Here is a 23,847-nt window from a genome sequence, read left to right as displayed (position 1 = left end):
CACCGTTGGGAGACACGTCACCAGCCGGGCAAGGGCACCAGGATAGGCAAGCCCGAAGAAGGAATCGACCCAAGCAATCATTTTATGCTTGGTCCAATGATCCGAGTTCCAGTCCGCATTTTATGCGACTTTGACCCGATGTCGGTCGGCGGCTTAGCGCTTCTTCGTGGCTCCTCCTCTCGGCACGCCCTATAAGGTTCTGAGCGAGCAAATGGCGGTTAATATTGTCGCACACTCAAACGACTGCCATACTCTGCCGCCTTGCCGACATAGGCAAGTTGCATGGGAGGAAGTGATGGCAGATGTATCAGGCACAAGTCGGCGCGGTTTCCTAGCGGGCGCGTCGGCGGGAGGAGCCGCGGCGCTTTTCGGCGGTTTTGGAATCAGTGAAGCACTTGCCGCGGGAATGGCGGCAGGGCGGTCGGAAAAGCCGCTCAAGGCGGCATTTTCGAATGCCGGTCTCCAGGCGACCTGGTGCGCCCAGGGCAAGCAGGCGGCCGAATACTGGGGCAAGCTCTATAATGTCGAGGTGACATGGTTCGACGGCCAACTCGACGCGGTCAAGCAGCGCGCGGCGATCGACAACATGGCGTCGCAGAAATGGGACTTCGTCGCCATTCAGGCCTTCGGCATCGGCACGCTGACGCAGCCGGTCAAAAAGATGATCGACGCCGGCATCCCGGTCATCGACATGGATACGCTGATCGCTCCGCTCGACCAGATCGACATCCATTCCTTCCTCGCGCCCGACAATGAGTTCATGGGCGCGTCGGTGACCCAGGCGCTGGTCGGCGCGATCGGCGGCAAGGGCAAGATGATCATGACCCAGGGCGCGCTCGGCCATACCGGCGCGCAGGGCCGGGCGAAAGGCTTCGAATCGGTCGTCAAGCAGCACCCCGACATCGAAGTGCTGGATAGCCAGCCCGCGGACTGGGATGTCTCGAAAGTAGCGCGGCTGTGGGAGACTTACCTGACCAAGTACCCGCAGATCGACGCGGCCTACTTTCACAACGACGACATGGCGCTCGCCGCCTTCAATGTCATGAAGGCGCATAACCGCACCGATATCAAGATCGGTGGTTGCGATGCCATGCCGCCCGCCATCGCGGCGGTCGCCGATGGTCGGATGTTCGCCACCGTGCGCAATCCATCCTGCCGCATCCATGGCGGCGCGATCATTGCCGGCGTCGCGGCCGTCACCGGCGGTGAGAAGACGGGTAAAGGTGGCATTCCCAAGAGCGTCGTCACCGACGGGCCGGTCGTCACCAAGGCGAACGCCGCCGGGATGCTCTGGATGGAGGACCACTTTCTCATCTGATCCTTCGATCCGTATGGCTGGGAGCGCAAAACGGCGCCCCCGGCCGGTTTCTTGCGCCAGACCGGTGAGCAGCATGGAAAATGAGGACGAGGCAATCTCGCGAGGCGCACCGCGTCTTCGCATGGAAGGCATCTCGAAATCTTTCGGCGGGGTCGCGGCGCTCCGGGATGTGGATTTCGAACTCCAGAAAGGGCAGGTGCACGGGCTCGTCGGCGAAAACGGGGCCGGCAAATCCACCCTCATGAAGATCATTGCCGGCGTCCACACCGAATACCAGGGGCGAATGCTCCTCGAGGGGCAGGAGGTGCGGTTCCGCTCGACGCGGGACGCGCTGAGGGCGGGCATCGGAATGGTCCATCAGGAACTCAGCATCGTTCCCGACCTTTCCGTCGCCGAGAACGTCTTCCTCGGACAACAACCCATCAAAAGCGGGTTCGTCGACTGGAAGACAATGGAGAGGGAGGCTCGTGCGCAACTGCAAAGCCTCGGCATCGACGTCGATCCGAAAGCGCTTATGGGATTGCTGCCGATCGGCATGCAGCAACTGATCGAATTGGCGCGGGTGCTGTTCTCCGGCGCTCGCATCGTCATCCTCGACGAGCCGACCTCCGCACTGTCGCCGCCTGAGGTCCATCGCCTGTTCGAGGTGCTGAAAGGCGTTCGCGCGAGCGGCCGCTCGGTCGTTTTCATCTCGCATTTCCTCGATGACATCCTGTCGATCTCCGATACCGTGACCATCTTCCGCAATGGAAGGCGGGTCATCACCGGGAAAGCCGCAAGCATTGATAAAATGTGGGTCATCGAGCGCATGATCGGCAGCGGCCACGAGGATCTGGAAGAGACCTATACGGGAGCCATAGCGCTCGAGAGCGACCCCTCCGCACGCATCGTCCTCGAAACACGGCAGCTTGGAGCGGGCCGGGCCTTTTCCGAAGTATCACTGAAGGTACGTGCCGGCGAGGTGCTCGGCGTATATGGCTTCATGGGTTGCGGCCAAATCGAACTCGCCCGCGCACTCTTCGGCAAGTTCAAGCCGAAGGCCGGCAACCTGTCGATCGACGGCAAGATCGTCCGCTTTCGCAATACTGCCGAAGCGCGGAGGGCGGGCGTCGCTTTCGTCCCCGAAAGCCGCCGCTCGATGCTTTTCTACCAAGAGCCGGTATTCAAGAACGTGTCGATCAGCGTGCTTGGTCGGATCTCGCGCGTCCTGCTCAAGCCGGGCGTCGAGCGCGACATAGCTCGACGGCAGTGCGACGCGCTGAACATCAAACCGCCGAATGTGAAGACACTGCTTGGCAGTCTTTCCGGCGGCAACCAGCAGAAGGTGGCGCTGGCGAAATGGTTGACCTATCCGCCCAAGGTGCTCGTTCTCAGCGAGCCGACGCGCGGCATGGACGTTGGCGCAAAGGACGACGTGGTGAAGATCGTTCGCGCTCTTCGCGATCAGGGGCTTGCCATCATTGTGGTGTCGGCGGAGCCGGAGACGGTGCTCTCGCTTGCCGACCGCATCGTGGTGATGAAGAAAGGCCGGATCGTGCGCGAGTTCGCTAACGAAACCATCAGCAAGGACCGGCTGCTCGCGGCTGCCTGAGAGGAATTGTCGGATGAACATGTCGCAACATCTCTCTGTGAAGCAGGCGCCCTCGCGAGCCAGAATCTTCCTGCGCCACCAGATGCGCAATATCGCACCCTTCGCCACGCTGATCGCGCTGCTGGCCTTCTTCAGCATCGCCAGCCCATCCTTCGCCACCCTGGACAATGCCTACAACGTCCTGACGCAGATTTCGGTGGCCGGCATCATGGCGGTCGGCCTCACCTTCGTCATCCTGTGTGCCGAGATCGACCTGTCGTTCGCGGCGATCGCCAACGCGACCGGCATTGCGGTCGCGTATTTCACAGTGCAGGAATCCTACGTCAATGTAACCAACCTGCCGCTGCCGGGGTGGGCGGCGATCGTGTTATCGCTTCTCATCTGCACGGTTCTCGGTCTGATCAACGCGTTCGGCCTGACGATCATCGGCATCCCGTCCTTCATCATGACGCTCGCGATGATGCAAATCGGAGCGGGCATCTGCGCGCTCCTGGTGCGCGGTCAGATCGTCTATGCCGTTCCGGACATCGTCATGACGCTTGGCTCCGGCGCGATCGGCGGTGTCCCCTGGATCGTCATCGTGCTCGCCGTCTTCCTGCTCGTCGGTCACGTGGTGCTAACCTACACGCGCTTCGGACGCTACGTCTATATGGTCGGAGGCAACCGCGAGGCGGCGGAATATTCCGGCATCAACGTCAAGCGCGTGCTTGCGGCGGTTCTGGTCATCTCCGCTGTCTGTTCTGGCGTTGCCGGCATGCTTGGCGTCGCGCATTTCGGCAGTGCCCAGCAAAACGAGTTCGACGGCTACCTGCTCGATGCGATCGCCGCCGTCGTCGTGGGCGGCACAAGCCTCTTCGGCGGCCGCGGCGGGATAGGCAATACGATCATCGGACTGTTTGTCCTCGGCGTGCTCAACAACGGCCTCGATCATGTCGAGATCGACAGCTTCCTGAAGGTTCTGATCCGCGGCCTTATCTTGCTTGCCGCCCTGATCATCAACGTCTACGCGCAGAACCTGCGGGCCTCGCAAATCGAGAGTCTGGACTGATCCGTCTAATATAATTTAGGGATCCGCACGATAAATCGGTGGGAGTCCCCGCTGATTGGAACTAACTTCATGTCTTTCTCGCGAGCTGTCAGAATGCCGTTTCATAGTACGCATACGACGAAGGCCGCCTACTGACGCGTACCTTGAGGCGTTAGTGTCCGCTTAGATTAAGTGGACGCTTGGCGAATGATCTGGCTATGGAGCCGCCGTCGACGGTTGATGCGAGCACGTCCGCGGGTCTGCCGCTGCCGCCGGGTGCGGGCCGACAGCGGACGCGCCGCTCCTGGACGGTCGACCAGAAGCTGGCGATCGTGCGTGAGGTGCAGGAGACCGGTGATCCCGTGTCGGTTGTGGCGCGGCGTCACGATATGAACGAGAACCACTTGTTCATCTGGATGAAGCAAGCCCAGCAAGGGCGATTGGGCCGAGCCAACCCGGTGCCCGAGACCCCACCGATCGCCTTCATTGACATGGGTGTTGTCGGTCCCAGCCTGCACGATGTAGAGCCGGAAGAGTCGGCTCCTGCGCGATCGCACTCTGAAGTACCAGCTACGACCAGCCAAGCGGTGTCTACCGGTGGCCGGATGGAAATCGTCGGGGCCAACAGTCGGTGTGTGATCGTCGACCGCACTGTCGACGTCAGTGTCCTGTTGCGGATCTTGCAGGGGCTGGAAATGCTGCGATGATCCCGACAGAAGGCGTGCGTGTGTGGCTTGCCACAGGCTACACCGACATGAGATGTGGCTTTCCATCCTTGGCGCTACGGGTGCAGGAGGTCCTCAAACATAATCCCCTTGGGGGCAACCTGTTTTGCTTCAGGGGGAAGCGCGGAAATTTGTTGAAGGTCATTTGGCATGATGGCCAAGGAGCATGCCTGTTCACAAAAAGACTCGAGCGCGGCCGCTTCATATGGCCGACAGTTGAGGGTGGAGCTGTGACAGTATCTCCTGCGCAGCTAAGTTATCTCTTGTCTGGGATAGACTGGCGCAACCATCAGGAAACGTGGCGTCCAGCTCGGGTTGGGTAGCATTTTTTTATTGAAAATACGATGGAATGTGATTCAATCGGCGCATGACTTCGAAGCCGGTTGAGCTCCCCTCGGATCTTGCCAGCGCCTACGTGGCGCTGCTGGCTGAACGTGAGGCGTTGCAGGCTGAACGCGATATGGCGGTCGCGGATGCTGCCAACTTGCGGGCTGAAGCCGCCAACGCGCAGGCCATGCTGTCCGACACCGAGGCGCGGATTGCGCATCTCGGGTTGCGCATCGAGAAGCTGAAACGCGCACTGTACGGGCAGCGCTCCGAGCGCACGGCGCGGCTGATCGAGCAGTTGGAATTGGAGCTCGAAGACCTCGTCACCTCGGCGACCGAGGATGAGCTTGCCGCGCAGGCCGCGGCGGTGAAGACGCAGACGGTGCGCCCCTTCACGCCCAAACGGCCGGTGCGCAAGCCATGGCCAGAGAATATCGAACGCGAGCGTATCGTCATCGAGCCACCCAGCACCTGTGCCTGTTGCGGCGGATCCCGGCTGTCCAAGCTGGGCGAGGATGTGACCGAGACGCTGGAAGAGATCCCGCGCCGGTTCAAGCGGATCGAGACGGTGCGCGAAAAGTTCACCTGCCGCGACTGCGAGAAGATCACCCAGCCGCCGGCGCCGTTCCATGCCACGCCGCGCGGCTTCATCGGTCCCCAACTGCTGGCGACAATCTTGTTCGACAAGTTCGGCATGCATGCTCCACTCAACCGCCAGAGCGCGCGCTTCAAGGCCGAGGGGATCGAGCTGCCGCTGTCGACGCTGGCCGATCAGGTCGGCCACGGAACCTTCGCCGTCATGCCGCTCTTCCAGCTGATTGAACGCCATGTGCTCGCGGCCGAGCGCCTTCATGGCGACGACACCACCATTCGCATCCTGGCGAAGGACAAGTGCGCGACCGGGCGGATATGGACCTATACGCGCGACGACCGTCCCTTCGCCGGGCCTGCGCCGCCGGCGGCGATCTATTACGCCTCGAGCGACCGGCGCGGCGAGCGTCCTCAGAAGCATCTGGCCGGATTCGCCGGCATCCTTCAGTGCGACTGTTACAGTGGCTTCGAGCCGCTGTTTGATCCGCAGCGGAAGGAGCAGCCGATCACGCCGGCCTTTTGCTACGCCCATGCGCGGCGAGGATTCTTCGAATTGGCCGACATCGCGAAAAAGGCCCGGGATGGCAAGAAGGGCAAACCGATCTCCCCGATCGCGCTGGAGGTGGTCAAGCGCCTCGACGCACTGTTCGAGATCGAGCGCGCCATCAACGGCCGCAGCGCTGCCGAGCGGTATGCCGTGCGGCAGGAGAAGAGCAAACCACTTCTCGACGACATGCACGCCTGGCTGCTCCGCGAGCGCGATACCCTCTCGCGCTCTTCCGAGGTCCTGAAGCCAATCAATTACACGCTCAGGCGCTGGGCCGACTTCGCCCGCTTCATCGACGACGGCAGAATCTGCCTCAGCAACAACGCGGCCGAAAGAGCGCTGCGTGGCATTGCTCTGGGAAGGCGCAACTGGACCTTCGCCCGTTCCCAGCGCGGCGCCGACCGCGCCGCCGTTATGCCTCAACGACGTCGACCCAAAAGCCTGGCTCGCCGATGTCCTGGCCCGCATTGCCGATCTTCCCGCCTCGCGTCTGCACGAACTACTGCCTTGGGAATGGAAGCGCCTGCGCGAAGCCGACAAGGCCGATCAGCAGGCCGCCTGACCTTCACGCATCGCCATCATAGAGCCCGCCGCGCCCACGCGCGCGTGCCAATCATGCGGCCTTCGTCGTATGCGTACCATTTCCGTATTGCGCCGTCGGTCTCCGGCCACTCACCGATGGCTCGGTCGCCTCTATGTTGCGAGCTGCGTGATCGGCGGTGTCGGCGGCCTGGTCTTGGCGTTCGGATCGACCGCGGGTCCGGTCGCGACAGCGGGCTTCGGCAGCCTCCAGCTTCGACGGGTCGGGCAGAAACCAGCTCAAGCAAAATGCCAGCGCGGTGAGGACAGCGGCAGAGCCGAATACCAAATGCAGCGACTCGATGACCTGTCGGACACCTTCCCGGTCATCGCGGCCAAGCTTAAAAGCGGATCCGATCGATGAAAGCTCGCTCGGCGAGTGGATGGTCAGTATCGCCCAGAACGCCGACACGCCGATCGTCGCCCCGACCGCTCTGAACAGGGATGCGGTCGATGTGGCAACGCCGACTTGCTCCCTCGGCGCGGCATTCTGCACCGCCAGGACCAGAACCTGAATCGTGATGCCTGCGCCGATTCCAAGGGCAACCGCGATCACCGGGGCTACTGCCGGCGACACGGTCGCATTAAGTATCGCGAGGGTCGTCAGAGCGACGCACGTCAACCCGGAGCCGACAATTGGGAAGATTCGATAGCGGCCCGTCCGGCTGAACGACGCCCCGCTCGCGAACGATGCGAACAGGGTTCCTGCGGCCATGGGCACCAGGATTAGGCCAGAAGCAGAGGCGCTCATTCCATTGGCAACCTGAAGGTAGAGCGGCAGATATGTTACGCTGCCGAACAGGCCAATTCCCAGAAGGAAGCTGAGAGCCGATGCAACCCCAACCACGGGCGCTCGAAACAACGCGAGCGGCAGTATCGGCTCGCTCGCAATGGCCTCATTGGCTACGAACGCGGCGAGCAGCGCGAGGCTGAACAGCGCGACGCACCACATAACGGGCATGGCAATTACACGGTCGACATTTCCTGCAAGGCAGAAAACAAGGCCGATGAGGCCACCGACGAGAAGGACTGCGCCGACATAGTCCATCGACGGGCGCGCCGGCGGGCGGCCCGGCTTCGGAAAGAACATGGCGAGAAGCGTGATTGCCGCCAAGCCGAGTGGAAGGTTGATCAGGAATATCCATCGCCAACTAAGCTGGTCGGTCAGGAGGCCGCCGAGGAACGGCCCCGCGATGGTTGAAACGCTGACTGTGACTCCGATCAGACCTTGCGGCGCAGAACTTCCTCGATCATGAGCACAGCGACCAGATCGTCGCCTGGTACCGCGCCTTCCAGGATGTCGAAGATCGCGTCAAGGTCGCGACGTTGGACGAGATCAAGAAGGAAGGCTGGACACTCAACATTTCCCGTTACGTCCTCCCACCTATAGGCCAGGACATTCCGCCTCTGTCCGAGGCGGTCTGCCGCCACCCTGCTGCGCGGCCTCATCGATGCCAGCGACTACAAGCAGTACATTTTCCCGCTGATGTTCTTCAAACGTCTGTCGGACGTCTGGGACGAGGAGTACCGGCAGGCGCTCGATGAAACCGGCGACGAGGGCTATGCCACCGACACCGCCAATGACCGCTTCGTGATCCCCGAAGGCGCGCACTGGAACGACGTGCGCGCCGCGCCGCGCGATGTGGGGCGGGCGCTGCTGTCAGCTTTCCTCGCTATTGAGGCAGCGAACCCCGAACGCCTGCAGGGCGTTTTTGGAAATGCCAACTGGACCGACAAGGCCCAGATGCCCGACAGCACGCTGAAGAACCTGATCGAGCATTTCTCCAAGCACGACCTGACCCTCGCCGCCGTGCCGGAGGACGAGCTTGGCAACGGCTACGAATACCTGATCAAGAAGTTTGCCGATGACAGCGGTCACACCGCACAGGAGTTCTACACCAACCGCACTCTTGTCCATCTGATGGCCCAGATGCTGGAGCCGCAGCTGGGGGAAAGCATCTATGACCCGACCTGCGGCACCGGCGGCATGCTGATCTCGTGTCTGGCCGAGGTGAAGCGGCGCGGGGGCGACATCCGCACCACGGGTCTCTTCGGACAGGAACTGATCACCATCACCGCGGCCATCGCCCGGATGAACTTAGTCATCCACGGCGTCGACGACTTCCACATCGCCAGCGGCAACAGCCTCGCGTCTCCTGCCTTCGTGCAGGGGGATCGCCTGCGCACCTTCGACGTGGTCCTCGCCAATCCGCCCTATTCTATCAAGAAATGGAAACGCGGCGCGTGGGAGCAGGATCAGTGGGGCCGCAACCTCCTTGGTACCCCGCCGCAGGGGCGGGCGGACTACGCCTTCTTCCAGCACATCCTGTCGTCGATGGACGCGAAGACCGGGCGCTGCGCGATCCTGTTCCCACATGGCGTGCTGTTTCGCAACGAAGAGGCCGAGATGCGGCGCCGGCTGGTTGAATCCGACCGGGTTGAATGCGTGCTGGGGCTAGGGCCGGGGCTGTTCTACAATTCGCCGATGGAGGCCTGCGTGGTGATCTGCCGGTCGCGTAAACCGGCTGAACGGCAGGGGCGCATCCTGTTCATCGGCGCGGTCGCCGAGATCGCGCGCGAACGGGCGCAGAGCTTCCTGCGGCCCGAACATCAGGCGCGGATATTGTCGGCCTATCAGGCCTTTGCCGATGAACCCGGCTTTGCCGCGGTGGCGAGCGTGGCGGATGTGCTGGCGGGTGAAGGAAACCTGTCGATTGCTCGCTATGTGAAGCGGCCCAAGGTGGCAACGGCGGCGGGGACCGCCACGCTGGCGGGGACTTGGGCAGACTTCGATGAGGACGGACGCGATTTCTGGTCGGGCATGGACGCTCTGGTGGACATGCTCGATGGTCTGAGGCCTGCGGAGGATGCCGATGCTTGAGCGGCCGATCTCAAAGGCGGGGTGGACGCGCGCGGCCTTTGGCGACGTGGTCCGCAAGGTCAACGACAAGGTTGATCCGTGGGAGTCGGGGCTGGAACGCTATGTCGCCGGGGAACATATGGACACCGACGATCTGCGCATCCGCCGCTGGGGCCTAATCGGCGAGGATTACCTTGGGCCTGCGTTCCACATGCGGTTCAAACCCGGCCATGTTCTTTATGGCTCGCGACGGACCTATCTGCGCAAGGTCGCCTTGGCAGATTTCGAGGGCATTACGGCGAACACGACCTTCGTGCTCGAAGCCAAAGACCCTGCCGCACTAATGCCGGAACTGCTGCCCTTCCTCATGCAGACCGAGGCGTTCCACAGCTATTCGATCAAGCACTCGAAAGGCTCAGTGAACCCCTACATCAACTTCTCGGACCTCGAAGCGTTCGAGTTCCTTCTGCCGCCGATCCAGGAACAGGCGCGGCTGGTGGAAGTGCTCTCGGCACAACGATCGTTTAAGGAGGGCCTCAATGGGGCAAACGACGCCGCCACCAATTTGAAACGAGCAATATTGCTGTCAGCGTTTCGTCCACGCGGAGGGACGCGGGACGCATTCCCGCCGCATTGGACGATGCTTGAAGCGGAACTAGCCGGCGATGTTCAGTTGGGACAACAGCGACATCCAAAGTTCAACGACGGGTCGAACGTCCGCCCATATCTTCGCGTCGCAAATGTATACGATGATTTCATCGATTTCGGTGACATCAATAAGATGCACTTCCCTGAGGATGAACTAGGCAAATTTGAGCTAAAGCCCAGAGATATACTATTGAACGAAGGGCAAAGCTTGGATCTTGTCGGCCGGTCTGCAATTTATCGCGGTGAAATTCCTGGTTGCTGCTTCCAGAAAACACTCGTTCGCTTTCGATGCGGCGATGGACTGTTGCCGGAGTTCGCACAACTATTCTTTCAACACATGCTCTATTCAGGGCAGTTCGCAAAGATTGCGGTCAAGACCACTTCTGTAGCTCATCTAACTGCGGTTCGGTTCAAGAAGGTGTTCATCCCAATCCCACCGATTTCCGAGCAGCAGACCTTGATTGCAGCTCAATCAAAGATTTCAGACGGATCGAGAAGCATATTGCGTAGGCTAAGTGCGGTTAAATCACTAATCCGAAATGGTATCTGGTTCGATGACCTTCACTGAATCCAATACCGTCGAAGCCCAACCGCGCGACCTTCTCGCGGGCGACGCCTCGGCCCGCCCGGCGCAGTTCTCGCTCCGCCTCGCCCGCATGGGTGGCAATCGCATCGCGGGCCTCGGCCGGCACTATGTCGCCCCCGTCGAACTACACCTCTTCGGTATTCGGTCTAGTTCGGTTATGGGTCTCGGGAGGCAAATGTAATGTCGCCTCGCCCGTCAATGCCCGCAACAATCCAGCGCGATCTCATGGTCGAGTGCGGCCATCGCTGCTGCGCCTGCGGCGAGACAGTTTCACTAGAGAAGGCGCACATCATTCCCTGGGCAGCCAGCAAAGATCACTGCTTCGAGAATCTGCTGGTCCTATGCAGCGTTTGTCACAAACTGTCCCATGATCAGAAATGGGATGCGAAGACGCTGGAACTTTACAAGAAGAAACCGTGGGTGGCCCGGTACAAGGGCATCCCGTCTGACTTGGGCCCAAAACAACTTGTAACGTTGACGCTGGACACGACGAAGCACGATTTTGAACCAGACAAAATGCGCGTGCTTGCCGCAATCGCCGCGGTCATCGACGCCTCGCCAAAGGACGTGCTCACTGTGTCTGTGAAACAGGGAAGCGTTCTTCTGACAGTTGCGGTTCCCGCAGATGGAGCGGGCCGGCTGCTGCATTCCGAGGAGACCCAGTCCAAGTTGCAGGCGCTTCTTGATCCAATCAAGCTCGTCGGGATCGAACCGGGAGCAGAAAGCGCGTCGTATCCGGACGAACGCGCCCGCCGGATCGCCAGCTTCAATGAAGGAAACACGGTCGAAGCCCATCTGCGCGATATTCTGGCTGGGCTGCCAGCTACCCGTCCCCGCGAGTTTTCATCCGGCCTTGCCCGTGCCGGCAGCAGGCTGAGCGGCCTAGGTTGGCACTATGTCGCTCCGGCCGACCTACCGCATCAGCCGCAAGAAGTGCTCGTTGAACTTTATTTGCGTGATGCACTAATCCGCCTGAACCCCGAGATTGCCGCAAACCCCGGTCGTGTCGATGAGGTTCTGTATCGCCTGCGCGCGATCGTCATGGGTGCGCGGTCGGACGGGCTGGTGAAGGCAAACGAGGAATTTGCGGCGTGGCTCTTGGGCGAACGCTCGATGCCCTTCGGTGCGAACGGCGAACACGTCACCATCCGCCTGATCGATTTCGAGGATATCGGAAAGAACAGCTTCGTCGTCACCCAGCAGTTCACCATCCGCGCCGGGAAAACCGAGAAGCGCGCCGATCTCATGCTGCTGGTCAATGGCATTCCGCTAGTGCTGATCGAAGCCAAGACACCCGTGCGATCAAGCCAAAGCTGGCTCGACGCCGCCCTGCAGGTGCATGACGATTACGAACGCAATGTGCCTGAGCTTTTCGTGCCGAACGTGTTTTCGGTCGCAACCGAAGGGAAAGAACTCCGATACGGGTCTGTCCGGATGCCGGTCGATATGTGGGGTCCGTGGCGCGAGGGCGATGGCAAGCAGTCACTCGGCGAGGTCGAGAAAGCCGCAAGCTCGATGCTTCGGCCAGCAATGGTCCTAGACATGCTCGACAGCTTCACGGCTTTCGCGACGCAGAAGGGCAAGCACCGCATCAAGATCATCGCGCGCTATCAGCAGGTCGACGGCGTCAACAAGATTGTCGCGCGCGTGGTGGCCGGCAAGCCGCGAAAAGGCCTCATTTGGCATTTCCAGGGATCGGGCAAGTCGCTTTTGATGCTGTTCGCCGCCCGCAAGCTGCGGCTGCATCCTGCTTTGAAGAACCCGACCGTGCTCGTTGTGGTCGACCGCCTCGATCTCGATAGTCAGATTTCCGGCACCTTCTACGCCGCCGACATGCCCAACACAAGGAGTTGGCCGAGCTACTGGCCAAGGACACGCGCAAGGTCGTGATCACCACGATCCATAAATTCGCCGAGGCTGACGGCGTGCTGAACGAAGGCGACAACATCATCGTGTTGGTGGACGAGGCGCACCGCACGCAGGAAGGCGATCTCGGGCGCAAGATGCGCGACGCGCTGCCGAACGCATTCCTGTTCGGCCTGACCGGCACACCGATCAACCGCGCCGATAGGAACACCTTCTACGCCTTCGGCGCGGAGACCGACGAGGGCGGCTACATGAGCCGCTACGGCCTGAACGACTCGATCCGCGACGGCGCGACGAAGGAGCTTCATTTCGAGCCGCGCCTGGTGGACCTCCACATCGACCAGAAGGCCATCGAGGAAGCCTACGCCGAGCTGACGCAGGGCCTGACCGACGAGGACAAGGATCGGCTGGGCAAGGCCGCGGCCAAGATGTCGATCCTGGTTAAGGCGCCCGAGCGGATCCGCGCCATCTGCGGTGATATCGCCAAGCACTTCCAGGAGAAGGTCGCGCCGAACGGTTTCGGCGCGCAGGTGGTGACCTTCGATCGCGAAAGCTGTCTGCTCTACAAGCAGGAACTCGACCAGCACCTGCCGCCCGAGGTTTCGGATGTGGTGATCTCGGTCAACAGCGGTGAGCCGGAATACGCGCCCTACAAGCGCGACCGGGATGCCGAGGAAAAGCTGCTCGACCGCTTCCGCGATCCCAAGGACCCGCTGAAGATCATCATCGTGACGTCGAAGCTGCTGACCGGCTTCGACGCGCCGATCCTGCAGACGATGTACCTCGACAAGCCGCTGCGCGACCATACGCTCCTGCAGGCCATCTGCCGCACCAACCGACCCTACGGCGAGCAGAAGACGCACGGGCTGATCGTCGATTACCTCGGCGTATTCGATGATGTCGCACAGGCGCTGAAATTCGACGAGGAAGGGGTGCAGAAGGCGGTGTCGAACATCGCCGAGTTGATCACCGTCTTGCCGACCGCCCTGCAGAAGTGCCTTGCCTATTTCGCGGACGTGGACCGCGGCCTGACCGGGTACGAGGGTCTGATCGCCGCACAGGATTGCATCCCGGACAATGTCGTGCGCGATTCCTTCGCAGCCGATTTCAGCGTATTGGCGCGTATCTGGGAGGCGCTTTCACCCGACCCGGTGCTGACGCAATACGAGAGCGACTATCGCTGGTTGGCACAGGTCTACGAATCCTTGAAACCCTCCAGTGGGACAGGCCGGCTCCTGTGGCACCGGCTGGGTGCCAAGACCATCGAACTGATCCACGAGAACGTCCATGTCGACGCGGTGCGCGACGATCTCGACACGCTGGTCCTCGATGCCGAACTGCTCGAGGCAGTCCTCGGCAATCCCGACCCGGAAAAGAAAGCCAAGGAAATCTCCATCAAGCTGGCCGGACGCCTGCGGAAACATGCGGGAAATCCAAAGTTCAAAGCGCTGGGAGAGCGTCTTGAAGACCTCAAGAACCGACACCAGCAGGGCCTGCTGCTCTCGATCGACTTTCTGAAGGAACTCTTGGCGCTGGCGAAAGAGGTCGTTCAAAGCGAACGCGAGATACCTGAGGAAGAGGAAATCGATCGCGGGAAGGCAGCGCTCACTGCACTGTTTGAGGAGGCCAGGAACGGGGACACGCCGGTAATGATCAAGCGCGTCGTGGACGATATCGACGAAATCGTGCGCGCCGTCAGGTTCGATGGCTGGCAGGCCACGCATGCTGGCGAGCGCGAGGTGAAGAAGGCGCTTCGCCAGACGCTCTTCCGCTACAAGCTGCACCAGGACGCAGAACTTTTCGAGAAGGCCTACGGCTACATTCGAGAGTACTATTAGTCGGCAGCAAAATAAGCTTTCCCCGGCCGATCCGTGCCGATGGTTTTTCGCCATCAACGATGTCCGCTGGCGACGGGCGGGTAGTGTCGTGCCTCAAACAGGATATCCCAGCGACCTTCGTACGCCTTGACGGCGGCGCCGAACACTAGGCCGTCATCGCCTCGCTGATCGAAACCTGCAAGCTCAACAGCGTTGAGCCGCTCGGCTATGTCGCCGATGTCCTCACCAGGATCGTCAACGGCCATCCTAACAGGCAGATCGACGATCTCCTGCCCTGGGCCTACTCAACAAGCTCGAACTCAAGGCCGTGGCCTGAGAACAGCGCTTACACCAAATCTCTGGCACTCTACGTTTCTCCTGGCCCACAATCACCTTGGGAAAAGAGAAACTCCGCGGGAGACGTTTGAAAGAACCTATCGGCGCGTGTCCCGCGACGGTAGTTGCCCGTTCCTACCGTTCGCCGCGAGTCATGGTGGTTGAGCGGGGCAGTCTGGCAGGTCGCTCAACGGTCGAAATTTAGCTTCTCAAGAGCGCCCTTGAAACAACCGAGTGTATGAGCAAGGTCAGACCAAACACCGGGTGGCAGCCCATTGTTTCCCGACTGGACCTCTTTCAAGATGCTGCATAGACAGCTCTTTCGATCGCGACCCGAGCCGTCTCTGATGAAACGGCTGCGGCAATCGAGAAGTCGCCTCTCAATGGCCTTCACCTCGCGGTCGTCGTAGCTGGAAAAAAACTCAAACGTAGAGTCATTGACGATATCAGGAGTAATTTCAGCTCGGCGCTTGGCTAGGTAATTGTCGAATGTGTCCCGACCGATGCTGTAGACATCAGCGAGAGCGCTCACAACGGCCGACAGACTTGCTATGGTTTCTAATGCCGCCAATCTTTCCCCCTATCAAACATGTTTGATCTCACATGCAGAAGACCAGACGTGCGGCTATGTGGCAATAGAATGATGGGCGAGTTTATATGTTGATGCACCAAGTCCCGAAACAATATCCTCGCTCACCGGAAGCCGAAGCTATACCACGACCCACGATGGCGCGGCCCATTCGGCATCAGGCAGCAAGCGCTGCTCGGCGACCTCTACGTGTGTCAGCGGTGTGAGTGCATCGTTGTCATAGGAAAGCGTGGGGATGCCGTCTTCCTTCCCGAGCAAAACATAGATAGTGACTTGATCGATCAGGTCGCCGACAAAGCTCGCTTTATTAACATACCAGGGCGCAGAGCGAACGGTTTTCACCTGCGCCTTTCGCGAGCCTTGATCTGGCCATTTATCTGCCCGGCCGGAAGCAGTTTGGTCGGTGTGAGCCTTGGATGCTTTTGCAGCGCTAGTGCGCAAACCTTTCCAGACAGCCGGGAGGGCTAGGGCCCGTCTAGTTCGCGCCAAAGAACGAACCTACTGGCGTGGGAGAGCCTCTCCAAGGCGACGCCACGTAGTTGAAACGCACCTAACCATCCGACTTCAGCAGATGCTTACAGGAACCCTGCGGATTGCAGCCCAATTCCGGCGAGGCTGATCAACATTGCTGGTTTGCTGCCAAATTCAGCTTCTATATACACAATGGTTGGGAACCGTCGTTTGACTGTCTTTGCGGGAGGGCAGACGACGCTCTCCATGCGGTGATGCAAATTTTTAAATGCCGAAGATGCAAAAATCCCGGCAAAAATGCAGAACTCAAGTTCCCGCTACATCCGGGCCGTACAGGTGTCGGGATGTAGCGGTCTCCCGACTCGAACCCCCGACTCTCACGATCGGCGAAGCATGGGCTGAAGGCGACTATCCTATTTACAGGTCGCGACCGCGATTTGCCGAACGATCAGATCACCTCTCTTCCTTCTACGACAATTGGGGGCTAGCCAAGGTCAGTCGTAGGCATAAAACCCTTGGATGAAGCGGTGAAGAGCGATCCTCTGTCCTATCCCCCGCGCGGTCTCTCTCGCGAGGAAGCGGCCCGGTACATCGGCGTCGGGATCACCAAATTCGACCAGATGGTTTCGGACCGTCGCATGCCGAAGCCAAAGAAGGTGGACGGTCGAGTGATTTGGGATCGTATCAAACTTGAGGCGGCGTTTGCCGACCTGCCTGGCGACGATGAAGAGAATATTGTCGACTTCCTGTTGCAGGGGAATCATAGAAAGGAATAGATTCGTTTGCGATGACGGATAAATATCCAGGCCTTTCCTCCTACACCGATCGCCATGGCAAAGTTCGCTGGCGCTATCGAACCAAGGAGCGCGTGGTCAGTCTGCCTGCACCTGATCAGCGGGGATTCAAGGAGGCTTATCAAGCTGCCGTCGAAGGCCGAAAGGCCCCTAAGGCGCCCGTCGTCAGGATGCCGGGCGCTGCCCTGCCCGGCACGTTCGGCGCGGCCACCCAGAGGCTAAAAGTATCGGTGAAATGGCTGGCCCACGACGAAGCGACAAGACGCAAGAACACTCGTCTAATCGATGAGTTCCTGGACCTGCGGGTAGTGCCTGACCATTCGCTTACCTGGCGCGACGTGCCGGTCAAGAATCTCAGGCGTGCCCATGTCGAAGAACTTCTGGGCCGTTTCATCGCTACGCCTCACAAGGCGAAGCACCTGTTGGTCGCAATTCGCAAATTGGTCTATGTCGGGATGCGCCAGGATTGGATCGAGACAGACCCTACCGCCTCGGTTGAATGGCGGCCTGCCTATACCGGGTGGAAGGCGTGGTCTCGCGAAGCAATGGAACAATTTGAACGGCGCTGGCCAGTCGGCACTTCCGCGCGCACGTGCTACGGGCTTGCTCTTTGGCTTGGCAATCGTCGAGGCGATGTCGCAGGCTTGCGATGGGACCAGCGCGTAACCCACCGCGTTCTGATCGATGGTGTCGAGCGCCAATTCGACGGCTTTGATATTGTTCAGGCCAAGAACAAGGGAAGGACCGGCGGCAAGCGGCTTTTCGTTCCAGTAACTCCCATGCTCGCTGAGATCCTGGACGCCGCGGACCGGCGCGGCGAAACAGTCCTAGTCACGGGATATGGCCAGCCTTTCTCGGCGAAATCGCTGACCGGTGCCATGGCACACTGGTGCGCTCTCGCCGGATTGCCGAAGGGCCTTACGCTGCACGGTTTGAGGAAGTCACTCGGGGTCTATCTCGCCGAAGCGGAAGCATCCACCAGGCAGATGATGGATGTTCTCGGCCACGACGACATCGACCATGCCGAGCTCTATTCCAGGGAAGCGTCGCAGGTGCGTTTGGCTGTGCAGGGCATGGACCGAGTCGTGCGGCTGGTAACGCGCAAACCACTGCTTGGCGAACCTGTTGGCGAACCTCGTGGCGAACCGGTCAATAAAGCATTGACAAATAACGATAATGGTGGGCCCGGAGGATGTGCTAGAAACGTCAATTTGATTGGGTTTTTCGTGGGCCAAAATCAGAAGTATTCCCGTATCGTTCCGTATGGTTCCGCGATGCTCTCACCATCGAATTGGCCGTGCCCTGCTTATATTAGTCCAACAGCAGCCCAACTTCGAAGGTCCGGCATAGCCTCCGCGTGTGTCGGCTGAGCGCACATCTTAGATCACGCACGTCCTCCGGCGCGGCTCGGCCCTGCAACGGCGAATCTAGGACGATCCGCGCTGCTGTAACGTCGCACGCCCATAGGAATCGAGGACACGGGTGATGCTGCCAATCAGCAGGTCATACGCGACGGGCTCGATCCGACCTGCCGCAACCTCGGCATCGAGTTGCCCCAGATACTGGCTGATCAAAGGGCGGGGAATGTCCCTGTCGCCCAGAAAATCCAGCAGCGTCTGTGCCGCGTGCTGTGCGTCGGGCGTCGGCCAGTAGTAACGGATGCGGTCGCTGAAGGAGAAGTGCCGCTGCACGCGCTGCTCGTCCGGCGTACCCGGATAGTATTTCTGCCAATTGTCCGGCGAGGCAAGCATGACGCGCTCCATCGCCGCCGGTAGGCTTTCACGAGACGGGTCTGGCGCAAGCACGTCGGCGATGTGGCTCAGCCCGTACAACGCCTCGCGCAGCGCGAAGGTGAGCCAGGGTCCAACCTTGAGGATGGCGAAGCCGTCGCGCACCAGAGCCCCAAGGGCCTCGTTTGGCTGGTAGTCGGTCGAATGCGCCTCGAAGACGAATTGCGGCATGCGCCCGAGCACGGCGACCAGCTGCGTCGCCTTCCGCGGCGCGTAGGCGATGATCTCGGCATTACCGAATTCGACGCCCGGCTGGACGACGACGCCGACCGCACGCGCAAAGGCAGCATCGAGGCCGGCGCGCGAAAATGCCTGTCGGTGGATCTCGACGGTGCGCAGGGCGTCATCGGGTTCGGTGACATGCATATGATCGAGCGCTTCGAGCGCGCCGCCCGGCACCGGAACTTCGGTGCCGATGATGTAGACCGGTTTCTCGCCGCCAATGCGTTCGACCGCCGCCTCGGCGACGGCCGCAAGCGCGGCGGCGCGTGCAGCGATGGCCTCGTCGGCAAGCGCGGCTGGATCGTCGGCGCAAGCCATGCTGGTGTCGAGATGCAGCTTGGTGAAGCCGGCGCCGGCGTAGGCGTCGATCATCGCCTTCGCCTTCGTCATCGCCTCGGCGGAAGGAAGATGCTTCCACGGATTGGGACCGAGATGGTCGCCGCCGAGGATCAGGCGATCGAGCGGAAAGCCGGCCCTTTGCGCATGGCCCTCGACGAAGCTGCGGAAGCCGGCGGGCGTCATGCCGGTGTAGCCGCCCTCGTGATTGACCTGGTTGCAGGTCGCCTCGATCAGCACATCGGAACCGCGCGACGCGCCGTGGCGGAGCGCGGCCTCGATCACCAGCGGATGCGCCGAACAGATCGAGGCGATGCCGCCTTTCTCACCCGCGGCGCGCTTCACCGCGATGCTGGCAAATCTCTGCATCGCGGCCCTCACGGCCGGCCCCTCCCGGCGGTGGTTGCGAAAGCCTCAACCTCGGCCAGCGGAAAGATACCTTCCATTGGCCCCTTGCGAGTAACGGCTAGCGCGCCACACGCATTGGCGATCATGAGCGCCTGGGCGGGTGCCGCACCACGAAGCCAGAATGAGACGAAGGCAGCGCCGAAACAGTCACCGGCGCCGGTCGGATCGACCTCGTTGATGGCAAAGCCCGGCAAGGCCACCGTGCCGTGACGGTCGTGGAAGGCGGCGCCGTCGGCGCCCTTCTTGAGGACGACGCAGGAAACGCCGCGCTGCAGGAGATCGTCGACCGCGCCCTTTTCGTCGCCGGCCGACGAAAACAGGAACAGTTCGTTGCCGCTCGGCAGGAAGACATCGGTTTGCTTGAGCACTTGGTCGAGCGCTTCGCGCATGCCGGAGGCCTGCATGATCTCGCGGCGAATGTTGGGGTCGAAGGACACCGTCCCGCCCTTGGCCTTCACCGTTTGGATCGCCGACAACGCGACATCGGTGGCGCGGTCGGAGAACAGTGACGAGCCCATGATATGGACATGGTCGGCGCCGGCCAGCATGCTTGTCGCAGCGGCATCGATCCCGACCAGGCCGGCGGCGCTGTTGCGGATGTTGAAGACAAAGTGCCGGCTGCCATCCGCCCGGTAGGTGACGAAGGCGGTGCCCGTCGCGTGGCCCTTGTGAACCGCGATCGCCGACACGTCAGCTCCCAGGGTCCGCAGCCGCTCGATGTTCAACTGGCCGAAATCGTCCTCGCCGACCGCGCCGATCAGGCCGGCGGGTTGGCCGAGCGCTGCGGCCTGGCCGATGAAGATGGCGGGCGCGCCGGACGGATAAGGCCCCAGCAGCGGGCCCGGTTCGAGAAAGCTCTGGCCGATACGCTCGGCCATGATCTCGACGAGGATCTCGCCGGCTGAGACCAGCTTCTTCATCGCGGAATTCCTCCCGGCGTCTCGCTCTAGTCCGACTGCGGACTTCAGTCGCGCACAATTGTGCCTGGCGGCAACCGACATCCAGAGTCAATACGGCTTGCACTTTTTGCGCCAATTAATAAATTCACGCGTGGAATAATTTTGTTATACGCGTTAAAATAGCTACAGTTTTCTGTAAAATTTTGCCTTGCGGTTGCACGCCGGCGCACCGTAAGTAGGTGCCGGACAGCACAAGGAACGAGGTTTCCGGAAGGCGGGGAATCGCTGGCGATGAAGCACAAGACGATGGAGGATTTCGCCCGCTCCTGTGGCGTCTCCAGGCCGACCTTGTCGAAATATTTCGACGATCCGACCAGCGTCAAGCCGGCGACGCGAAAGCGCATCGAGGAAGCGCTGCGCTCGTCCGACTACCAGCCCAATTTGTTCGCGCGCAACCTCAACCGCAAGCGTACCCGCAGCATCGGCATCATGGTGCCGACGGTGGCCGATCCCTTCTATTCGGAGATGGTCAGCCGCATAGAACTCAGGCTGCGCGACGAGGGCTACTGGCCGATCGTGATCTCCTCGCACGGCTCGCGCGAACTCGAAGTGGAGGCAACGCGAACGATCCTGTCGCTGAAAGTCTCCGGCGCGCTGATCGCACCGCTCGGCGTGCGCTCGGACCACCGCACGCTGGAAAAGCTGACGAAGGCGATCCCGGTCGTCTATTTCGACACCTATCTCGAAGGCGGGACGCCGTTCGTCGGCAACAACAACGCACAGAGCGTCTCGACCATCGTCGATTATCTTTGCCGGTCCGGCGGCGCCCCGGTCTATTTCGACATCCCGCATGTCAACCACAACTCGCCGGAACGGCTGGAGAGCTATGTCGCCTCGATGAAGCGGCTCGGGCATGAGCCGGTCGTCATCGGCAACACCGAGGACTACACTTGGGATTTCGAACGGATCGGCTACGAGCAGACGGAAACGATGCTCGACAATGGCGGCCTGGCGGGAAAGACCATCCTGTGCAACAATGACCGCTTGGCCTTTGGCGTGATGGCCGCCGCCTATGCGCGCGGACTCAAGATCGGCCGCAAGGGCGATTGCGACCTGCGGGTAGCCGCCCATGACGATCATCCACTCAGCCGCTACACCTGCCCCGGTCTCACCACCATGGCGCAGGACTTCGCCTCGATGGCCGGGCGCAGCGTCGAGATGCTGCTGGCGGTGCTTGAGGAGGACGACACGGCGATCCCACCCAAAGTCAGTCTCGATGCGACGCTGGTGATGCGTCAGTCGGCCTGATCTTTCCCAAAAGCCGAATCGAAGCCGCGCCATGCGGCGACCGCAGCGCCAACGGCCTGTCGCGCTGCCGTGCCATGGCGGCCCATGGAAACAAAACCATGGATCTGGCCTGGCCAACGCCGCAGCACGACCGGCACACCGTTATCTTGCAGACGCCCGGCGTAGGCCTCGCCTTCATCAGCGAGGATGTCGTGACCCGCGATGGCGACGAAGGCTGGCGCCGCGCCCGCGAGGCTTTCCGCCCTGAGTGGCGAGGCGCGCCAGTCGTCGATGTCGGCGGCATAGCGGACATAGTGATCGCGAAACCAGGCCATGGTCGAGGCGGTCAGGCCAAAACCTTCGGCGAAGCGGCGATAGCTGTCCGCCGTCTGCGCGGCATCAGTGTTGGGATAGAACAGCAGCTGCGCGGTCAACGGAATAGGATCGCCCCGCGCGAGAAGACTAAGCACCGTGGCGAGATTGCCGCCGGCGCTGTCGCCGGCAACGGCAATGCGCAGAGCGTCGATGCCGAGATCGCCAGGTGCCTCTTGTATGAAGGAGAGCACGGCGCGGCAATCCTTGACCGCGGCCGGGAATTTGTGCTCCGGCGCCAGCCGGTAGGCGGGCGAAACGACGACGCAAGCCGCCATATTGGCGAACCAGCGGCAGATCTCGTCATGGGAATCGAGATTGCCGATCACCCAGCCGCCGCCATGCAGGTAAAGCAGCGCCGGGGCAGTTGCATCAGGCGCGTCCTGCCCGCGATAGATCCTGAGCGTCAGCGAACCGCCGGGTCCAAGGATGGCGCGCTCAGTGACCGAAGCCACCGGCTCGCGCTCACCCTGCTGGTCCGGAAGGCCTTCTTCGTAGGCACAGCGTGCCTGTTGCGGTGTACCGGTCTCGAATGGCAAGGCGTCGGCCTGCCGGCCGAGCTCGAGCACATGCCGGGCTTCCGGGTCGAGTGGGGACAGGGACGGCGCTGAAGGCGATGTCATCATGGATCTCCCTCCCCATCAGGCAAGCAGACCTGCCGCCTCGTCCTCGCCGAGCAGCGGCGGCTGGTCGACGGTCCCATTGACGGCAATTGAGCCGCGGCTTTCGCCCGAAGCCAGGATCGCCTCCATGATCTCCAGAACATGCAGCGCCAGATCGCCGGAGGCGCGGGGCTTGCGCCCATCGGCCAGCGCCCGCGCAAGATCGGCGACGCCTAGCATGCGGTAGTTGGCGCGGTCGGGTGCGACATAGGGCCAGTTGCGCGCACCGTAGAGTTCGGCCTCGCTGGCGAAATCGGCCCAGTCGTCGCCGCGCGCCGAGAGCGAAACTGTGCCGCCGAATGTGTCGGGATCGGGCAATCGCAGCGAGCCTTCGGTGCCGTGCAGTTCGATCGGATGGTTGGAGTGCTTGAACACGTCCCAGGACGCGCCGAAGGTGACGGTGGCGCCAGAGCGGAACTCCAGCAGGGACAGGATGGTGGTCGGCGTGCCGACCTTGAAGCTGGTGTTCTTGTAAGGACCTTCGGCTGATATCAGACGTTCCTCCTGACCGCGCGTCGCCATCGCCATGACGCGCTCGACCGGGCCGAGCAGGTTGACCAGCATCGTCAGGTAGTAAGGGCCCATGTCGAAGACCGGGCCGCCGCCTGGCTGATAGTAGAATTGCGGATTGGGATGCCAGTGCTCCATGCCGCGCCCCATCATGAAGGCGGTGCCGGTCACAGCGCGGCCGATCGCACCCTCATCCATCAGCCGGCGCGCCCGCCGGCCGGCAGCGCCGAGGAAGGTGTCGGGAGCCGAGCCGAGCTGCAACCGGCGCGCCCTCGCCTCCTCGACCAGCCGGCGGCCGTCGGCGGCCGATGTCGCCAAAGGCTTTTCGGTAAAGACGTGCTTTCCCGCCGAAAGCGCCGAAAGCGAAATGTCGAAATGCGCCGCCGGTATCGTCAAATTGAGAACAAGATCGATGTCCGGGTCGGCCAGCAGCGCGTCGACGCCGAGTGCGCGGATGCCATGCTCCCTGGCGCGCAGCGCAGCCATATCGGCCGAAATGTCGGCGCAGGCGCTGAGCTCTACCCCGCCGAACAGAGCCGCATTGCGCAAATAGGTCATCGAGATGTTGCCGCATCCGATGACGCCGACGCCGAGCTTTGTCTTTGATTTTCTGTGCATTTCAGATCGTACCTCTAACGCGGTCATGGCCTGGCTACGGCAAGGTTCATAGTCGAAAGCCGCTATATAAC

General features: G+C 61.4%; 17 protein-coding genes and 4 pseudogenes. 14 read left to right on the top strand and 7 right to left on the bottom strand.

The features are described from left to right. Positions 1 to 295: 295 nt before the first annotated feature. From NKH93_RS25015 to tnpC, 6 genes and pseudogenes are all read left to right on the top strand, one after another. Positions 296 to 1,318 (top strand): sugar ABC transporter substrate-binding protein, encoded by a 1,023-nt coding sequence (locus NKH93_RS25015; protein WP_352972496.1) that lies wholly within the window; start codon positions 296 to 298, stop codon positions 1,316 to 1,318. A 73-nt stretch (positions 1,319 to 1,391) separates the two neighbouring features. Next, positions 1,392 to 2,909: a sugar ABC transporter ATP-binding protein gene (locus tag NKH93_RS25010; protein ID WP_352972494.1), complete on the top strand. Its 1,518-nt coding sequence runs from the start codon at positions 1,392 to 1,394 to the stop codon at positions 2,907 to 2,909. 13 nt (positions 2,910 to 2,922) lie between these two features. Further along, on the top strand, positions 2,923 to 3,957 hold the full coding sequence (locus NKH93_RS25005) for an ABC transporter permease (protein WP_352972492.1): 1,035 nt from the start codon (positions 2,923 to 2,925) through the stop codon (positions 3,955 to 3,957). A 179-nt stretch (positions 3,958 to 4,136) separates the two neighbouring features. After that, a complete protein-coding gene (locus NKH93_RS25000; protein WP_352972490.1) occupies positions 4,137 to 4,643 on the top strand; it encodes a transposase in 507 nt (168 codons plus the stop codon). Beyond that, positions 4,640 to 4,984 carry an IS66 family insertion sequence element accessory protein TnpB gene (gene tnpB, locus NKH93_RS24995; protein WP_352972488.1) on the top strand — a complete coding sequence of 115 codons (345 nt, stop codon included), beginning with the start codon at positions 4,640 to 4,642 and terminating at the stop codon, positions 4,982 to 4,984. Before NKH93_RS25000 ends, tnpB begins: the two co-directional genes overlap by 4 nt. 44 nt (positions 4,985 to 5,028) lie before the next feature. Next, positions 5,029 to 6,688, top strand: a pseudogene (gene tnpC / locus NKH93_RS24990) (IS66 family transposase). Between the two features lie 51 nt (positions 6,689 to 6,739). Here tnpC and NKH93_RS24985 read toward each other — a convergent pair. Then, the gene (locus NKH93_RS24985; protein WP_352972585.1) at positions 6,740 to 7,927 is read right to left on the bottom strand and encodes an MFS transporter; all 1,188 of its coding nucleotides are present in this window, start codon (positions 7,925 to 7,927) and stop codon (positions 6,740 to 6,742) included. Positions 7,928 to 7,950: 23 nt separating this feature from the next. Between NKH93_RS24985 and NKH93_RS24980 the strand changes: the two are divergent. From NKH93_RS24980 to NKH93_RS24960, 5 genes and pseudogenes are all read left to right on the top strand, one after another. Then, a pseudogene (locus NKH93_RS24980) lies at positions 7,951 to 8,250 on the top strand (N-6 DNA methylase); the annotation flags it as partial. Then, the gene (locus tag NKH93_RS24975; RefSeq protein WP_352972582.1) at positions 8,138 to 9,586 is read left to right on the top strand and encodes a type I restriction-modification system subunit M; all 1,449 of its coding nucleotides are present in this window, start codon (positions 8,138 to 8,140) and stop codon (positions 9,584 to 9,586) included. The pseudogene NKH93_RS24980 and the gene NKH93_RS24975, both read left to right, overlap by 113 nt. Then, complete coding sequence (locus NKH93_RS24970) at positions 9,579 to 10,781, top strand: restriction endonuclease subunit S (protein ID WP_352972486.1); 1,203 nt, start codon at positions 9,579 to 9,581, stop codon at positions 10,779 to 10,781. The genes NKH93_RS24975 and NKH93_RS24970 overlap by 8 nt, the downstream gene beginning before the upstream one ends. Positions 10,782 to 11,057: 276 nt before the next feature. Next, positions 11,058 to 14,503, top strand: a pseudogene (locus tag NKH93_RS24965) (type I restriction endonuclease subunit R); the annotation flags it as partial. Positions 14,504 to 14,613: 110 nt separating this feature from the next. Continuing rightward, a pseudogene (locus NKH93_RS24960) lies at positions 14,614 to 14,787 on the top strand (transposase domain-containing protein); the annotation flags it as partial. 218 nt (positions 14,788 to 15,005) lie between these two features. Here the strand turns inward: NKH93_RS24960 and NKH93_RS24955 are convergent. Both NKH93_RS24955 and NKH93_RS24950 read right to left on the bottom strand, forming a co-directional pair. Then, positions 15,006 to 15,389 (bottom strand): hypothetical protein, encoded by a 384-nt coding sequence (locus NKH93_RS24955; protein WP_352972484.1) that lies wholly within the window; start codon positions 15,387 to 15,389, stop codon positions 15,006 to 15,008. Between the two features lie 138 nt (positions 15,390 to 15,527). Then, positions 15,528 to 15,749 carry a hypothetical protein gene (locus NKH93_RS24950; protein ID WP_352972482.1) on the bottom strand — a complete coding sequence of 74 codons (222 nt, stop codon included), beginning with the start codon at positions 15,747 to 15,749 and terminating at the stop codon, positions 15,528 to 15,530. Positions 15,750 to 16,405: 656 nt separating this feature from the next. On the opposite strand from NKH93_RS24950, the gene NKH93_RS24945 reads away from it, so the two are divergent. Both NKH93_RS24945 and NKH93_RS24940 read left to right on the top strand, forming a co-directional pair. Further along, entirely contained in the window at positions 16,406 to 16,654 is a 249-nt protein-coding gene (locus tag NKH93_RS24945) for a hypothetical protein (RefSeq protein WP_352972580.1), read from the top strand. Between the two features lie 11 nt (positions 16,655 to 16,665). Continuing rightward, positions 16,666 to 18,042, top strand: coding sequence for a tyrosine-type recombinase/integrase (locus tag NKH93_RS24940; RefSeq protein WP_352972480.1), 1,377 nt, complete (start codon positions 16,666 to 16,668; stop codon positions 18,040 to 18,042). Positions 18,043 to 18,099: 57 nt separating this feature from the next. On the opposite strand, the gene NKH93_RS24935 is transcribed toward NKH93_RS24940, so the two are convergent. Together NKH93_RS24935 and NKH93_RS24930 are read right to left on the bottom strand one after the other, a co-directional pair. Further along, the gene (locus NKH93_RS24935) at positions 18,100 to 19,389 is read right to left on the bottom strand and encodes a D-tagatose-bisphosphate aldolase, class II, non-catalytic subunit (RefSeq protein WP_352922483.1); all 1,290 of its coding nucleotides are present in this window, start codon (positions 19,387 to 19,389) and stop codon (positions 18,100 to 18,102) included. A gap of 8 nt (positions 19,390 to 19,397) precedes the next feature. After that, a complete protein-coding gene (locus NKH93_RS24930) occupies positions 19,398 to 20,348 on the bottom strand; it encodes a sugar kinase (RefSeq protein ID WP_352773587.1) in 951 nt (316 codons plus the stop codon). A 264-nt stretch (positions 20,349 to 20,612) separates the two neighbouring features. Here NKH93_RS24930 and NKH93_RS24925 point away from each other — a divergent pair, with 264 nt between their 5' ends. Beyond that, positions 20,613 to 21,635, top strand: coding sequence for a LacI family DNA-binding transcriptional regulator (locus NKH93_RS24925; protein ID WP_352819297.1), 1,023 nt, complete (start codon positions 20,613 to 20,615; stop codon positions 21,633 to 21,635). On the opposite strand, the gene NKH93_RS24920 is transcribed toward NKH93_RS24925, so the two are convergent. After that, positions 21,623 to 22,609, bottom strand: coding sequence for an alpha/beta hydrolase (locus NKH93_RS24920; protein ID WP_352922540.1), 987 nt, complete (start codon positions 22,607 to 22,609; stop codon positions 21,623 to 21,625). The two genes, NKH93_RS24925 and NKH93_RS24920, sit on opposite strands and share 13 nt — an antisense overlap. 18 nt (positions 22,610 to 22,627) lie before the next feature. Next, positions 22,628 to 23,776, bottom strand: coding sequence for a Gfo/Idh/MocA family protein (locus NKH93_RS24915; protein ID WP_352819272.1), 1,149 nt, complete (start codon positions 23,774 to 23,776; stop codon positions 22,628 to 22,630). Positions 23,777 to 23,847: the final 71 nt, after the last annotated feature.

Origin of the sequence: Mesorhizobium sp. M0954 (genome assembly GCF_040319155.1) — a bacterium.
In the GTDB taxonomy this organism is placed as follows: Bacteria; Pseudomonadota; Alphaproteobacteria; order Rhizobiales; family Rhizobiaceae; genus Mesorhizobium.
Note: the sequence above shows the minus strand (reverse complement) of the source record. Positions and strands in the feature narration are given on the sequence as shown.